The sequence below is a fragment of the Trueperella bernardiae genome (assembly GCF_030246965.1).
GTDB lineage: Bacteria > Actinomycetota > Actinomycetes > Actinomycetales > Actinomycetaceae > Trueperella > Trueperella bernardiae.
Window position 1 is genome coordinate 1,844,268 of the sequence record NZ_CP127099.1, and the last position, 15,169, is coordinate 1,859,436.

The window sequence follows — 15,169 nt, forward strand, 5'->3', positions numbered from 1 at the left end:
CTATCTCTTCCTGTAAAGGGTCTTGCGCTGGTAGTGCGGCTCGGACGTGACGAGGATGCCCAAGTTGCGGAAAATCCCCTCGTCCACCGTGCCCAGGATCGTGGTGGTGTGCACGTCGCAGCCCTCAAGGTTGCGCAGCTGCTCAAGCGCGAGGCGGGCCTCGGGCGACGTCGACGCCGACACCGACAGCGCGATCAGCACCTCGTCCGTGTGCAGGCGCGGATTACGCGAGCCGAGGTGCTCGGTCTTCAGGGTCTGGATCGGCTCGATTGACTCCGGGGAGAGCAGGTGCAACTCCGGATCGATGCCGGCCAGGTGCTTGAGGGCGTTGAGCAACATCGCCGCCGAACAGCCCAGTAGCGGGGAGGTCTTGCCCTGGATGATCGTGCCGTCGCGCAACTCGATCGCGCAGCCCGGCTCGCCCGTCGCCTGCTCAATCGCGAGCGCCGGCTCCACCACGCGCCGCTCCTCCGCCGTGATCCCGGCCTCCGCCATGATGAGCGCAATCCGGTCCGACTGCGCCGGCTCCAGGTCATTCGCTGCCTCATCCACCAGCGCCTTGTAATACCGGCGCACGATCTCCTGGCGGGAGGCGCGCCGGACGACGTCGTCGTCGGAAATGCACATGCCCACCATGTTCACGCCCATGTCCGTGGGCGACTTGTACGGCGACTCGCCCATCATCAGCTCGAGCAGCGAGCGCAGCAGCGGAAAGACGTCCACGTCACGGTTGTAGGACGTGACCTGCTTGCCGTAAGCGGCGAGGTGGTAGGGGTCAATGACGTTGTTGTCCTCGAGGTCCGCGGTCGCCGCCTCGTAGGCCAAGTTCACCGGGTGCTCCAGCGCGATATTCCAAATCGGGAAGGTCTCGAACTTGGCGTAACCGGCCGGGACGCCCCGCTTGAACTCGTGGTAGACCTGGGAAAGGCAGGTGGCGAGCTTACCCGATCCCGGACCGGGCGCCGTGACCAGGATGAGATCGCGGGAAGTGCGGACGTAATCGTTGCGGCCCAGCCCCTCATCCGACACGATCAGCTTCGTGTTCGACGGGTAACCCGGGATCGTGTAATGGTGGGCCACCTTCAGGCCCAGGCGCTCCAGCCGGTCCGAGAACTGGTGCGCCTGGCGGTTACCCGCCTCAATCTGCGTCATCACCACGTTCTCCACCAGGAACCCGCGCTCGCGGAACACGTCAATCAGGCGCAGCACGTCCTCCTCGTACGTAATCTGCAAGTCGCCGCGCTTCTTCTGCCGCTGAATGTCCTTCGCGTTGAGGCAGACCAGGATCTCGATCTGGTCCTTGATCTGCTCCAACATCACGATCTTGTTGTCCGGCGTGAAGCCGGGCAGGACGCGGGCAGCATGATTATCGTCGAAGAGCTTGCCGCCCATCTCCAAGTAGAGCTTCCCGCCGATCCGCTCACGCCGCTCACGAATGTGGGCCGACTGCATATCAATGTACTTGTCCCGATCAAAACCGATCGACGACGGGGTTGGGCCGGACAAATCTTGCGACACAGTTACTCCTTCACGCCTCGCACACTGGGGCCGCGGCTTTGGGGCCGCCGCACCTCCCACAGCACACCGCCCTGGGCGGGTGGGGTGCCGGATCACGCTTTGGGTCGCGTGGCCCGGAACCGTGCCGGAGCAAAAGTTCGCGCACCACGCGACCTTCAACCGTCCTAGTCTAAACGCGACCGCCCCGCCGTGCGAAGTAGACCGGGGGATGACCTCGGGGCGCGCGTTCTTTCGTTTCTCGTCACCAAAAGGGTTTTGTGCACTCCAAAATCGGCCGTTTAAGTGACGCGAAAACACTGTGCGTGACGAGAAACGCAGGGCAGGGGTTCGGTGGCGGCTAGGCGCGGCGGGGCGACGTCGTCGGGCGGGCTGGCGTCGGCGACAGGTGGCGGCTAGGCGCGGCGGGGGCGACGACGTCGGGCGTCCAGAATAAAGCCGATGACGATGGCCGCGAGGGCGGGGGTCGTCCAGCCCATCTGGAGGTCGGAGGCGGGGAGGGCGTCGACGGCGGGTTTGATCGCGAGGAAACACTCGGAGGCGGCGATCAGGCCGGCCTCGGCGAACGCGACCACGGCGGCGGCGAGCGCGCCGAGCTTGTACGCCCAATCAAGGGCGAAGGGCAGCGCCAGCTCGACCAAGCCCAACACCACGATGACGATCGCGATCGGGTAAATGAACTGGTTGAGCGGGGCCACAAACTCGAGAATCCGCTCCAGGCCAAGGTTCGCGAGCGCCACCGACACCACGATCTGCACCGCGATCACCACCGGGCGCGGGACCACGCGCAGGAGCCGGGTGAAGTAGGCGGTGGAGGCGGTGAGGAGGCCGATCGTCGTCGTGAGGCAGGCGAGCAAAGTGATGATGCCGAAGATGACCTGGCCCATCGAGCCAAACATCTGGCCCGCCACGGACGCGAGCAGCTCCGCGCCATTCGTGAAACCCATGCCCGCCTGGCGCGCGCCGATCAGGGCCAGGCCCACGTACACCACGGCCAAGCACGCCCCCGACACCAGGCCCGCCTTCATCATCCCACCAATGCGGGCGGCGCGGGTGGCGGCGCCGCGCTTCTTCAGTTCCGTCACGATCACGACACCGAACACGAACGTGGCCAGCACGTCCATCGTGTAGTAGCCCTTGATCATGCCGCTGGTCAGCGACGACGGCTCCGTGGACACCGCGTTCGCGATCTGCGGCAGGCGGATGAGGGCCCCGACGATCAGGAGCGCGAGGAAGCCCAGGAGGAGCGGGGTGAGGACGCCGCCGACGCGGTCCACGACCTTGCGCGGATTGACCAAGTACAGCGTGGAGACCGCGAAAAACACCAGCGTGAAGACGAGGAGAGGCGTGCCGGAGGTGTGGGCGGCGTCGGAAACGAACGGGCGAGTGGACATCTCGTAGGCGACCGTGGCCACGCGCGGCACAGCGTACAGCATGCCCGTCGACAGGAAGATTGCCAGCGTGAACAGGAAGCCGGCCGGTCGACCGATGCGCATCGCGACGCCGCCGGCCCGGAGCTCGCCGGCCGTTTCGGTGGCGTTCACCACCATCGCTAAGACCGGTAGCACGACGCCCGTCAGCAAGAAACCCAGGAGGACCGCCGGGAGGTGGCCGACCGAGTTCGCGCCGATCATCACCGGGAAGATCAAGTTGCCCGCGCCGAAGAACATGGCAAACAGGGCGAAACCGACGATGACGGGGGTGGGCATCTTGCTCGTTGGTGTTGGCGTGCTCACTGTGTGTCCCCTCGTTGTGTAGTTGTGCAAGTGGGCCGGTTGGCCGGGTGGGCCGGTTGGGCGGGCCACTCCCCCGTATGGCAGGCTACCCCGCGAGCCCGGGCTGACCGTAGATCACTGGTCGCAAGTACCACATGATGTTCGCCATGTTTACCGGAGAAATCGCCCGGTCCGCCGGCCCCAGGCTTGACCCCGGGCTTGACCGGGCGTCGTCGGGCATGAAAAATCCTCCGGCGCGGGCAAACCCGTACCGGAGGACTCTGGCGGTGGAGGCGGGATTTGAACCCGCGGTAGCTATTAACTACACAGCATTTCGAGTGCTGCACCTTCGGCCGCTCGGACACTCCACCTCGGCACGCCATCTTAACCGAATTTCGTGCCGCTGAGCAATTCGCCCTCGGGGTGAGCCGCCCCACGGCCCGCACCCCGCGTCGCGAGCCGGCTCGAACACCCGGCCGGCCAGCCCTTACACCCGCCGCGCGGCGAACCACTCCCGCAGCTGCCGCCCCGCCTGTTCCTCGGCCACCCCACCGAATACTTCGACTTCGTGGTTGAGGCGGGCGTCGCGCAGGACGTCGCGGACGGACCCGGCGGCGCCGGCCTTCTCATCCCAGGCCGCGAACACCACCCGCGAGATCCGGGCGTTTACGATCGCCCCGGCACACATCGTGCACGGCTCGAGCGTCACATACAGCGTGCACCCGGCCAGGTTCCACGAGCCGCGCGCCCGCCCGGCCTCGCGCAGCGCGTTGATTTCGGCGTGCCCGGCCGGATCGTGGTCGATCTCACGGGTGTTGACCCCGCGCCCGATCTCCCGTCCGGCCTCGTCCACGACGACGGCGGCGACGGGGACGTCGCCCTCGGCCCCGGCGCCGCCGGCCAGCTCGAGCACCAGGTTGATCCACGATTTTTCCATACCGACATCGTATCGATCCAGAAACGCAACCGCCCTGAACGCGGTAGATTAGAGCTATGAAACTCCAGGTTATTGATCACCCGCTCGTCTCCCACAAGCTCACCGTGTTGCGCGATAAGAAGACACCCAGCACGGTTTTCCGCCAGCTTGTCGAGGAGCTGATCATGTTGCTGTCCTACGAGTCCACCCGCGACGTGGAGGTGGTGGACAAGCAGATCGTCACCCCGGTTGCTCCGATGACGGGCCGCGCGATGGCCACCCCGGCCCCGATCGTCGTGCCGATTTTGCGCGCGGGCTTGGGGATGCTCGAGGGCATGATGAAGTTGATGCCCACGGCCGAGGTCGGCTTCCTTGGGCTCAAACGCAATGAGGAGACGCTGGAGGCAGTCACGTACGCGAACCGCCTGCCGGATGACCTGACGGGCCGCCAGTGCTTTGTGCTCGACCCGATGCTCGCCACCGGCCACACCCTCATCGCGTCGATCGATTACCTGCTCGAGCGCGGCGCCCGCGACGTCACCGCGATCTGCATCCTCGCCGCACCGGAGGGCCTCGCCACCCTCGAGGAGCACCTGGGGGATCGCGCGAACGTGCGCGTGGTGGTGGCCGCCGTCGACGACCACCTCAACGAGAAGGGCTACATCGTCCCCGGCCTGGGCGATGCGGGCGATCGCCTCTACGGCGTCGTCGACTAGTGGCCGCCCCCGCGCCTAGCTGGCTCGGCTCCCCCGGCCCGGACTACCTGGGCCCGTCCTGGCGCGCCCGGAGGATTTATCTTCGCGACGACGACGGTGGTGCCCCTCGCGCCCACGGCTCGACGTGCGGCGGCACTGAGTTCGCCGTGTTGGTCCATGAGGTCGATGCCGCGGACCTGGTCGCCCGAACGGGCATGGCGGCCCTGTGGATCCCGGGCTTCGTGGACACGTTTTTCCACGTGGAGCATGCCGCGGCGTGGCGGGAGGCGGGCGTGGCCCTGGTGGGCCTGGACATGCGCCGGGCGGGCCGCGCGCTCATCGGCTGGCACCGCGACGACATCCGCGACATGTCCGTGCGCAACGAGGAGATCGACCGGGCGATTGAGGTGCTGCGCGCGTGGGGCGCGGACAAGGTGATCCTCATCGGGCATTCGACGGGCGGCCTTCAGGTGCCGATCTTCGCGGCGGCTCACCCTGGCGCGGCGGACGCGATCATCTTGAACTCGCCCTGGTTTGACCACAACGGCCCGGACCTGGAAAAGAAGCAGCTCACCGCCCTGGTGGACCGGGTGGGCGCGCGGCTACCGCTGTTGCGGATTGGCAAGCTCGACCCCGCCTACGCCCGCCGCCTTCACGTGGACTACGGCGGCGAGTTCCGCTTCGATCCGGCCCACAAGCCCCTCGATTCCGTGCCCGTGCTGGCCGGGTTCTTCAGGGGCGTGCGCCGGGCGCAGGCCCAGCTCGCGGCCGGATTGGCCATCCCGACGCCGATCCTCGTTGCCCATTCGAGCGCCTCGGGCAACCCTAAGAAGCCCACCGGCGCCGAGCTGGACAGCACGGACGTGGTCCTCAACGTGGGCGACATGGTCCGCCTGGCCCCGAAGCTCGGCCGGAACGTCGAGCTGTTGGCGGTGCCGGGCGGCCGGCACGACCTCTCGCTCTCCCCTGCCCCCGCGCGCACGTTCTACACCGAGCGCACGATTTCCTGGGCGCTCGACGCCACCAGCACCGCCACGCGCTACTGACCCTCGGCATATGTCAGGACCCTGTAGCTTTTCGTTGCCAAAATCGGCCGATCCGGCCTCAGAGTCCTGAGATTTGACGGCCAGCCACGCGGGCGCCGTTGTTACCGGTTATTCCACCAGCGCCGCGCAAGGACCCCGATGCCGAACGCGACGGCGAAAATGCCGACATACTGGATGATTTTGACGGCGGTAGGGTCAGCGGAGGTGGCCATAAAGATTGCAAGATTCACAAGCCCAGTCTATCCACAGGCGCCCGCCGCCGCCCGAAGGCGGCCAGCGCATTTGCTAGTCTTGGTCCAAACGCGCCCGCATCGGCGCCGCGCACCGACAGAACAGGAACTTTTGATGGGCAAGTCCAGCCGCCGTAACAAGGAAGCCAAGCCGAAGAGGCCCCGTATCCAGTTTGTTGACCGCCCGTTTGAGGGCCTGCCGTTCGAGGCGGAGCTGGTGGCGATGCGCGAGATCATCCCGGCGGCCACGCTGACGGTGATCACCACGCCGGAGTACGGCTCGCGCGAGGTCACCTTCGTCACTATCCTGCCGGGCATGGGGGCGGCGCTGCGCCGCAAGAACGGCGAAGTTCTGGTGGCGGTGCAAGCGGTGACGTCGTCGGGAGATGCGTCGCTCGACATCGCAGACCGTCTGGTCAAGGCGCTCGAGCTGGAGCCGGGAGAGTCCATCCTGCACGCCGACCTGCCCGAGCCCGGCCCGCGCCTGCAGGACGTGCTCGATGCGGACAGCGCCGGCGAGCTCACGATCCTCGATTCGTTCGAGTACTGGGTGGACGCGGAGGACGCGCAGGATCCCAACGTGCAGGCCGCAATCCAGCAGACCTCCGACCAGATGGTCCCCACCACCCAGGTGGAGGGCGTGGAGGGCGCCTACTGGTGCCGCATGCAGCGCGAGTTCCTGCGCTGGGTGCGCCCCGAATCGGAGGATAAGGTGCTCGACGGCCTTGCCCGCCTGCACTTCAAGCGCGAGCTCTCGTTTGACGACGCCCGGTTCGTCGGCGCCTTCCGCGCGCTCGGCCTGCTCATCCCCGTCTTCGAGCTGGCCCCGGGCACCGAGGCGGAGGAGCTCGAGGGCCCGCTGGCCAACTTCGAGAAGGTGCTGATCGCTGCGATCACATCCGACGAGCCGCTCTCCCCCGAGGAGCGCCGCACCCGGTCGGGCATCATTTCCCGCCAGGTGACTCTGCGATAACTTCCTGCACGTTCGCGCATTCCTTTGCACATTCTTTACCTGGAATGGTTAGACTTTACGTGTGAAGGGCGAACGTGTAGCAGTCGTTATTCCGGCCAAAGATGAGGCGGAGCGCATCGGCGCGACGATCCGTGCCGCGCGCGCCATTCCCAAGGTTGACCTCATCGTGGTGGTGGACGACGGCTCCGACGACGACACGCGTTCCGTCGCCCGCGCCGCCGGCGCCACGGTGGTTCGCCACTCGGTCAACCGTGGCAAGGCCTCGGCACTGGAGACGGGCGCATCGGTGGTGGCGATGCGCGACGCCGAAGACGCCACGCCCCGCACGCTCCTCTTCCTCGACGCCGACCTAGGCGACTCCGCCATCGAGTGCGCCCCTCTGGTGGCGCCCGTGCTGGCGGGCGAGGTCGACATGACGATCGCCTACCTTCCCCCGCAGGCCGGCGCCGGCGGGCACGGCATGGTGACCGGGTACGCGCGGCGTTGGATCAAGAAGCTCACGGGCTGGGAGGCGCAGCAACCCCTGTCCGGCCAGCGGTGCCTCACGCGCGAGGCCGTGGAAGCTGCTCACCCGCTCGCCCCGGGGTGGGGCGTGGAGGTCGGGATGACGATCGACCTGCTCACCCAGGGTTTCACCGTGCAGGAGATCGCGTGCAAGCTTTACCACCGGCCCTCGGGCAACGACCTCGCGGGTCAGTTGCACCGGGCCAGCCAGTACGCCGACGTCGTCCGGGCCGTGACCGCCCGCCGGATGCGGGGCGTCCGGGTCCATTCGCGCAAGCGCTCCGGGCAGGTTCCCGAGCCGGGCGTGCCGTTCCGCGCCGTCAAGTAGGGTGAGCGCGGGCCGGCCCGTTACTAACTAGCGAATTTGGGCCCGAAACCGCCGGTTTTTCGAACGAAACTGCTCACACTCACCAGTTAGCCACGCGCGTGCTCTTTGGACAGGGGCGTTTCGAAGACGTTGCGCCCGTAGCGCTCGTTTTCAGTGCCGTCGAGCCCGGCGATCACCCACAGGCCGCCCATGTAGATCCCGCCGATGAGCGGGATGACCAGGCCGGAGTCGTTGATGAGCATGGCGATGAGTAGCGTGGTGATGGCGGCAATGGCGCCGGCGCGCAGTTCGGGGAAGTCGGTGCGGTCGCGCAGGGGATCGAGGCCGGCCCGACGCACGGCCACCACTACCCCGGTCAACACCACTGCGGCCACAATCCAGCTGGGCCACGGCACCTGCGTGAAGAGCTGGTGGGCTTTGCGCGCCACGACGTCGAGCGCCTGCCCGTCGAGGAGGGTTTGGAAGAAGTGGCCGAGGTGGGTGGGGTCGGGGCGGAGCCAGTCGAGCCAAGAGATCCCGACCGCGAGCGCGGCCGCCGCCACCCCCACCACGATCACCCGCAGCGGCGTGATCCGCACGCCTCGCATCATGAGGATGAGGAGCAGGAAGCCGATGAGTAGTGGGGGCGGGCCGCCGAAGTCGGCGCCGATGTGTGGGGCGCCGTTGATGAAGATCGCCACGGATCCGAGCAGGCTCACGACGCCGACCGCGATCCACCTCCCCGCCAGCACGCGGGCCGCCACCACGGCGAGGAAGATCATTGACACAGCCCAGATGGCGAAGGGGGCGTTTGAGATGCCGTAAAAGCGCCCGCCGGATTGGGGTTGGTCGCCGAGCACGGAGCTGGCGTGCAGGTGGGAGCCGAGCATGGCGTCCACGCCAATCACCACCGCGGTGAGGCACGCGATGAGGACGGGGCCGAGCGCGATGGCGGGTAGGCCGCCGGCGTCGGGGGCAGTGAGGACGTCGCTGGTCTGGCCGGTTTCCGCCTGCTCCTCGGCGAGCCGACGCCGGGTGGCGCGCCGCACCACGAGCATCGCCAGTTCCGCGATGGCCAGGGCAATGAGGATGACGCCGACCGTGAAGCTGATCGTGGAGAAGCGGCCGGCCCGCCACCAGGGCAAGAGGTTGATGAGGAAGGAGGCCACGGGCATGGCGGCTACGACGCCGAGGGCGAAGACGTGGTGGAGGCCAAAGCGCCCGCCGCGGATCGTGATGATCATGGCGGCAAAAATGAGGGCGGCCCCGAACACGAAGAGGAGGTAGAAGAGGACGACGACGGCGCGGGTCATGATCGCGCGGTCGTTGGCGTCGACGAGGGTGGCCGGCCCGGCGTCGGAGGCGAGGAAGGTGACGGCGGCGCCGGCGGCGGTGGCGGGGGCGGTGAGGCCGAGGGCGTCGAGGATGGCGGCGTGGACGTCGACGTTTTGGATGAGGCCGCCCTTGCGGGTGGACGCCGAGGTGGCGAGCCCGTGGTGGGATTCGCCGATCACGGTTTCAAGGAAGATCTGCAGGCGGGCGGCGCGCCGGTCGGAGTCGCCGATGGAGGACACGATGAGGGTGGTGCCGGGTTCGAGGGTGGCGATGAGCTCGCCGAGCTGGCTGTCTATCGTTTCGGCGACCGCGCGGGTGTGGGCCGACACCTGGCCGGGCGGGACGAGCGCGGCCTCGAGGTGGGAGGAGGGGGTGGTGTCGCGGTGAGCGCTGCCCAGGTCGATGACCACGAGGTCGGCGTCGCTGACCAGCTCGTAGGCCTCGACCACCTGGTTGACCGTGCCGTAGGAGGAGACGGCGAGAGCGGGGCCGAGGGGGCGGCCGTCGTCGTCGGCGATGGCAACCGCGCCACCGCCGCCGATGGAGGCGACGCTGAGCCCGGCGTCGGTGACCGTGGTGGCGAGCGCGCCGAAGGCCGGGCGGAGCGGGTTGGATTCGTTGTGTTCGAGGAGCGTGTCCCACACGCCCAGGCGGCCGTCCTGGCTGAGGCTGCGCCCTACGAACGTGCCGCCGTATTCCTGGCAGGGCTGCTGGGAGTCGGCGAGGCCTCGCGTGCGCACGCCCGTGTTCAGCGTGGCCCAGCCGGCGAGCGAGCAGGTGGTGAGGTCGAAGGTGCGGACGGAGACGTTGGCGATGGCGGAGTCCTCGGCGAGGGCGAGGAGCGTGGGGGTGCGCGGGCCGACCGCTTCCCACGGCAGGCCGGTCATCCCAACGAACACGACCTTGTTACCGCGCGGCATCGGCTCGGGGTCGGGGCGCAGGAGCGGGAGGAAAATCGAGGCGAGCAACGCGAGCGCCGTGCCCACAACGATCGCGATGCCGGCGCGCCCGAGTCTCATGCTTTTTGCCATGAGATTTAGCCTAGCGTGCCCCGGGTAGACTAGCGGCCATGAGCAAGCTTCGTTTTTCGTTTCTCGGCCCGCGCGGCACGTTCACCCAGCAGGCGCTGAACGAGATCTCCACTGAGGAGGAGTCGATCCACATTCCCGCGATCGACTCGCCGCGCGCCATCAAGATGGTGCGCGCCGGGGAGGCCGACTACGCCGTGGTGCCGATCGAGAACTCGGTGGAGGGCGGGATTAACGCCACGCTCGACACGCTCGCCGCCGGCTCCGACCTGCTCATTTACGCCGAGGTGCTGGTGGACATCGCGTTCACGCTTGCCGTACGGCCGGGCACGAAGATGGAGGACATCACCCACATCTCCACCCATAACGCCGCGTGGACGCAGTGCCGCAACTGGTTGGGGGAGCATCTTCCCGACGTCGTCCACCTGCCCGCGTCGTCCACCGCGGCCGGCGCCGAAAAACTGGCGCGCGAGGAGAACCCGGGCTTCCAGGCCACGCTCGTGTCGAAGCTGGCCGCCCAGCAGTACGGGCTGGAGTCGCTGTCCGACGCCGTGGCCGACAACCACGACGCCGTCACCCGCTTCGTCCTCATCGGCAAGGCCGGCAAGTTACCCGAGCGCACGGGCGCGGACAAGACCACGCTCATGGTGCAACTGCCCACCGACGAGGCCGGCGCCCTGCTCAACATGCTCGAACAGTTCAAGGCACGCGGGGTGAACCTGTCGAGGATCGAGTCGCGGCCGATCGGCGATTCACTCGGCCGGTACGCCTTTTCCATCGACGCCGAGGGGCACCTCATGGACGAACGCATCCAGGCCGTGCTACTCGGCTTGCACCGGGTGTGCCCCAAGGTGACGTTCCTCGGGTCCTACCCGTCCGCGGCCCACAAGAGCATCCGGCTGCGGCCCGGCACCGCCGACGACGACTTCATCGGCGCCCGCGCCTGGGTCGACGCACTGGTGGAGCGCTCGCTGTAGGGCTTACCGGGCCCGCGGATGTGGCGGGCGGTCAGCGCGGGCTCGCGCGCCGGGCGCGTTACACCACGCGCACGCGCAGCGCGCCCTTGTCGATGTAACCGGAGATCGTGGTGGCGGCGCCGAGCACGTCGCCATCCACCTGGACAAGTTGGGCGGATTCGGCCACCACGGTGGCCGAGCTGATGCGGTGAATGTGGAGGTCCCCCGAGGGCTGCACCCCCGGCATGCTCACCGGCTTTAGGCCCAGCCCGTTGAAACCGACTTTGCGCGCCACGTCCACCCAGCCGATGAGGCCGCGGCGGGTGTCGAGCACTCCGAGTTCAAGCCACCCGTCATCCGGGCGGGTGTGCGGGTCGAGGAGCAGGCCGCCCACCAGCTGCCCGCAGTTGAGCAGCATGACCGAGCGGGCCTCTACCTGCACCGGCTGCCCCTCCTGGCCAGCGGTGATCGTGGCCGACATCCTGTCCGCGCGCAGGTACGGCATCGCGGCCTTGACGTAGGCCAGCCAGCCGATCTTGGCCTTTAGCTCCGATTCTTCATCGGCAGCCGCCATGATGTCAGCATCGAAACCCAAGCCGGCCACCACCAAGAAGGCATACTTGCCCGGCTTGGCCGCCTGGGAGGCATCGGGATCCGTGGACTCGCCAGCCCCGGGCGCATCCGGCGCGGGCGGCGCCGGGGCGCCCTCGGGGATTTCCAGCCACCCCACGTCAATCGTGGTCTCCTGCCCGGTCAGCGCGGTGACTGCCATGCGCCGGGCGGAGGTGAACGGCAGGTCAAGATTGCGGGCCAGCAGGTTGCCCGTACCCACCGGGAGCAGGCCGAGCGGCGTGCCCGTGCCGGCCAGCACCTCGGCCACATTGCGCACCGTGCCATCCCCACCCGCGGCGATCACCACCGAGGCGCCCATCTCCAGCGCCTGGCGGGTCTGCCCGCCGCCGGGATCCTCCGCGGTGGTGGGTAGCCAGATCGGCTCCGGCAAGTCCGCATCCGCGGCGACTCTGGCCAGCAGGGTCTTCAGGTAGTCAAAATCCGTCTTCTTCGTCGGATTAAAGACAACCACAGGGCCCGCCTGCTTCCCGGGCGGGGGCTCCGCCTCCGCGGCGCCCCCGCCCGGATCCACCAGCTCCCGCAGCGCGTCAATCTCCGCCTCATTCGCATCACACTTGAGGCGCAAGGAATCGGCCGACGAATTCACCCGCGCCGCCGACCACAGCGCAAAAAGCCCGACCACCAGGCCGAGCACTCCGACAACGATTCCCCAATCCATGAAATCATCCTATCCCCACCCTCCGACAATTCTTCCCCGGCCCGCAAATGCGCCCTTTTCTCCCGGTCCGCCCGCGTCGCAGGCGACGCAAGCCGCGCCCAACGCCACCACAACGGGGAGCGCAAGCCGGCCGCCGTCGTCCCTCACACCCCGCCCGCGCACCGAGCGTTCCGGACGTCAATTGCCCCGTTCGTAAGCCAAGGCATATCCTTGAGGCATGATCGATATCCGCACCATCCGCGACAATCCCGAACAAGTAAAGGCCTCCCAGCGCGCCCGCGGGGCCGCGGAGTCCGACGTCGACTCCGTGCTCGCCGCCGACGAGGCCCGCCGATCGTCGCTCCAGGAGTTCGAGGACCTGCGTGCGGAACAAAAGGCGCTCTCCCGCACGGTTGGCAAGGCCAGCCCCGAGGAACGCCCCGCGATCCTGGCCAAGGCCAAGGAAATGGCCGAACAGGTCAAGGCGCTCGAAGCGAAGTCCGACTCCGCCGCGGCCGCCTTCCAGGAGGCCATGCTCAAGCTGCAAAACATCATCGTCGACGGCGTGCCCGCCGGCGGCGAAGACGACTACGTGGTGCTGCGCGAGGTCGGGAAAATCCGCGACTTCGCCGCCGAAGGCGTGCAGGTCAAGGACCACCTCGACGTCGCCGAGGGCATCGACGCGCTTGACATGGAACGCGGCGCGAAGGTCTCCGGCGCGCGCTTCTACTACCTCACCGGCATCGGCGCGCGCCTCGAACTGGCGCTGCTCACCATGGCCGCCGACCAGGCCGAAGCCAACGGCTTCAAACTCATGAACACGCCCACGCTGGTCAAGCCCGAAGTCATGGGCGGAACCGGCTTCCTCGGCGCGCACTCCGACGAAATCTACTACCTCCCCGCCGACGACCTCTACCTCACCGGCACCTCCGAAGTGGCACTCGCTGGCTACCACGAAAACGAAATCCTCGACCTCACCGCCGGCCCCAAGCGCTACGCCGGCTGGTCCACCTGCTACCGGCGCGAAGCCGGATCGCACGGCAAGGACACCCGCGGCATCATCCGTGTCCACCAATTCAACAAGGTGGAAATGTTCTCTTTCTGCGACGCCGCCGACGCCGAAGCCGAGCACGCCCGTTTCCTCGGCTGGGAAGAGGACATGCTCGCCAAGGTGGAGCTGCCCTACCGCGTGATCGACACCGCCGCAGGCGACCTCGGCGCCTCCGCCGCCCGCAAGTTCGACTGCGAGGCCTGGTTGCCCTCCCAGAACCGCTTCATGGAGGTCACCTCCACCTCGAACTGCACCACCTTCCAGGCGCGCCGCCTCAAGATCCGCCAGCGCGGGGAGGACGGGATGGAGGCCGTGGCCACCATCAACGGCACCCTCGCCACCACCCGCTGGCTCGTGGCCATGTTCGAAAACCACCAGCAGGCCGACGGCTCGCTCTACGTGCCACACGCGCTCCGACCCTACCTGGGCGGACGCGAGGTCATTGAGCCGGTCCGGGGGCTGCAGGCATAACAATGCGCGAGCTAAGTGACGCCCTTTCCGGCCTCGCGGCCGGACCCGATCTGCTTATCGGGCTCGACGTCGACGGCACGATCTTCCACCACGACACCTCACTCTCGCCCCGCGTCCGCGACGCGATCCTCGCCCACGTAGCCGCGGGCACGCACGTCGTGATCGCCACCGGGCGCGGGATCGCCGGCACGCAGCTGGCGCTCGACGCGCTTGGACTCAGCGGCGTCTACGCCGTGTGCTCGAACGGCGCGATCATCGCCGCGTTCGGCGAGGACCCGGGGCTCGCGCCCACCACGCCCGTCTCCCCCTTCATCACCGACCGGGCCGTCCACATCGTCCGCGTCCACACCTTCGACCCCAGCGCCGAAATCGCCAAAGTCCTCGTAGGGCTTCCCGACGCCGCCATTGCCGTCGAGTCCATGAGCTCCGCCACCCGCATCTCCGCACCCTTCCCGGTCGGCGAGCTCTCCGGCAACGTGGTGCTCTCCGCGCCTGACCAGCTGGTGGGCCCCGACACCACGCGCGTCACCATCCGCGCACCCCACATGACCGCCATGGAACTGCTCGACGCCATTGAGGCGCTCGGGCTACGCGGCATCGAGTACGCCGTGGGGTGGTCGGCGTGGATGGACCTCGCACCCGCCGGGATCTCCAAAGCCGTGGGGCTCGCCGACGTGCAAAAGATCGTGGGCGCGCGGCGGACCCTGACCGTCGGCGACTCCGGCAACGACTGCGAAATGCTCGCCTGGGCCGACACCGGCATCGTCATGGCCAATTCCCGCCCCTACATTCGCGAGTTCGCCGACGCCATGGCACCCCATGTCGACGACGACGGCCTGGCCGTCGTGCTCGAGGCCCTGCTGTAGGCGGGGCTGGCCTGACGCCTTTCTTTCCACCACCTGGCTCCTTTCTCCCCTCATTGTCTACTTCGTCCCGCGTGTCCTTCTCCCCTGGCCGGGCGAATTGGGCGGCAGTTTTTGGCAGGGGGTCGGCCAACGTGCCAGAATGACACGTAGCTCGCGCGTGCGGCGCGAGCGCTGGAGGGTTGTCAGAGCGGCCGAATGAGGCGGTCTTGAAAACCGTTATACGGCGATCCCGTATCGGGGGTTCGAATCCCCCACCCTCCGCCACCGGCCCGGAAAGGGCGACGCCTCGCC

13 protein-coding genes and 2 tRNA genes are annotated in these 15,169 nt (G+C 67.9%); 8 read left to right on the forward strand and 7 right to left on the reverse strand.

What is annotated here, in order from left to right; translation table 11 throughout:
* From QPC17_RS08475 to QPC17_RS08490, 4 genes are all read right to left on the reverse strand, one after another.
* On the reverse strand, positions 1–1,452 hold the full coding sequence (locus tag QPC17_RS08475; RefSeq protein ID WP_285347539.1) for a DUF1846 domain-containing protein: 1,452 nt from the start codon (positions 1,450–1,452) through the stop codon (positions 1–3).
* Positions 1,453–1,910: 458 nt separating this feature from the next.
* Complete coding sequence (brnQ, locus tag QPC17_RS08480; RefSeq protein WP_148132391.1) at positions 1,911–3,251, reverse strand: branched-chain amino acid transport system II carrier protein; 1,341 nt, start codon at positions 3,249–3,251, stop codon at positions 1,911–1,913.
* A gap of 261 nt (positions 3,252–3,512) precedes the next feature.
* Positions 3,513–3,601, reverse strand: a tRNA-Ser gene (locus QPC17_RS08485).
* Positions 3,602–3,717: 116 nt separating this feature from the next.
* Positions 3,718–4,167, reverse strand: a complete 450-nt coding sequence (locus tag QPC17_RS08490; RefSeq protein WP_068539038.1) for a nucleoside deaminase — start codon at positions 4,165–4,167, stop codon at positions 3,718–3,720.
* Positions 4,168–4,223: 56 nt separating this feature from the next.
* On the opposite strand from QPC17_RS08490, the gene upp reads away from it, so the two are divergent.
* Together upp and QPC17_RS08500 are read left to right on the forward strand one after the other, a co-directional pair.
* Complete coding sequence (gene upp, locus QPC17_RS08495; RefSeq protein ID WP_062612995.1) at positions 4,224–4,862, forward strand: uracil phosphoribosyltransferase; 639 nt, start codon at positions 4,224–4,226, stop codon at positions 4,860–4,862.
* Positions 4,862–5,887: an alpha/beta hydrolase gene (locus QPC17_RS08500; RefSeq protein WP_062612993.1), complete on the forward strand. Its 1,026-nt coding sequence runs from the start codon at positions 4,862–4,864 to the stop codon at positions 5,885–5,887. Before upp ends, QPC17_RS08500 begins: the two co-directional genes overlap by 1 nt.
* 101 nt (positions 5,888–5,988) lie before the next feature.
* Here QPC17_RS08500 and QPC17_RS08505 read toward each other — a convergent pair whose 3' ends face one another.
* Positions 5,989–6,117, reverse strand: a complete 129-nt coding sequence (locus tag QPC17_RS08505) for a hypothetical protein (RefSeq protein ID WP_256359270.1) — start codon at positions 6,115–6,117, stop codon at positions 5,989–5,991.
* A 115-nt stretch (positions 6,118–6,232) separates the two neighbouring features.
* On the opposite strand from QPC17_RS08505, the gene QPC17_RS08510 reads away from it, so the two are divergent.
* Complete coding sequence (locus tag QPC17_RS08510) at positions 6,233–7,090, forward strand: DUF5926 family protein (protein ID WP_251769500.1); 858 nt, start codon at positions 6,233–6,235, stop codon at positions 7,088–7,090.
* Positions 7,091–7,151: 61 nt separating this feature from the next.
* A complete protein-coding gene (locus QPC17_RS08515) occupies positions 7,152–7,922 on the forward strand; it encodes a glycosyltransferase (protein ID WP_068539036.1) in 771 nt (256 codons plus the stop codon).
* An 86-nt stretch (positions 7,923–8,008) separates the two neighbouring features.
* Here QPC17_RS08515 and QPC17_RS08520 read toward each other — a convergent pair whose 3' ends face one another.
* On the reverse strand, positions 8,009–10,267 hold the full coding sequence (locus QPC17_RS08520; protein WP_285347227.1) for a hypothetical protein: 2,259 nt from the start codon (positions 10,265–10,267) through the stop codon (positions 8,009–8,011).
* 38 nt (positions 10,268–10,305) lie between these two features.
* Here QPC17_RS08520 and pheA point away from each other — a divergent pair, with 38 nt between their 5' ends.
* On the forward strand, positions 10,306–11,241 hold the full coding sequence (pheA, locus tag QPC17_RS08525; RefSeq protein ID WP_285347228.1) for a prephenate dehydratase: 936 nt from the start codon (positions 10,306–10,308) through the stop codon (positions 11,239–11,241).
* Positions 11,242–11,299: 58 nt separating this feature from the next.
* On the opposite strand, the gene QPC17_RS08530 is transcribed toward pheA, so the two are convergent.
* A complete protein-coding gene (locus QPC17_RS08530; RefSeq protein ID WP_285347229.1) occupies positions 11,300–12,511 on the reverse strand; it encodes a diacylglycerol/lipid kinase family protein in 1,212 nt (403 codons plus the stop codon).
* A gap of 217 nt (positions 12,512–12,728) precedes the next feature.
* Between QPC17_RS08530 and serS the strand changes: the two genes are divergently transcribed.
* The 3 genes from serS (at position 12,729) to QPC17_RS08545 (ending at position 15,142) form a co-directional block, all read left to right on the forward strand.
* Positions 12,729–14,012 carry a serine--tRNA ligase gene (gene serS / locus QPC17_RS08535; protein ID WP_062612981.1) on the forward strand — a complete coding sequence of 428 codons (1,284 nt, stop codon included), beginning with the start codon at positions 12,729–12,731 and terminating at the stop codon, positions 14,010–14,012.
* A gap of 2 nt (positions 14,013–14,014) precedes the next feature.
* On the forward strand, positions 14,015–14,878 hold the full coding sequence (locus tag QPC17_RS08540) for an HAD family hydrolase (protein WP_285347230.1): 864 nt from the start codon (positions 14,015–14,017) through the stop codon (positions 14,876–14,878).
* A 173-nt stretch (positions 14,879–15,051) separates the two neighbouring features.
* Positions 15,052–15,142, forward strand: a tRNA-Ser gene (locus QPC17_RS08545).
* Positions 15,143–15,169: the final 27 nt, after the last annotated feature.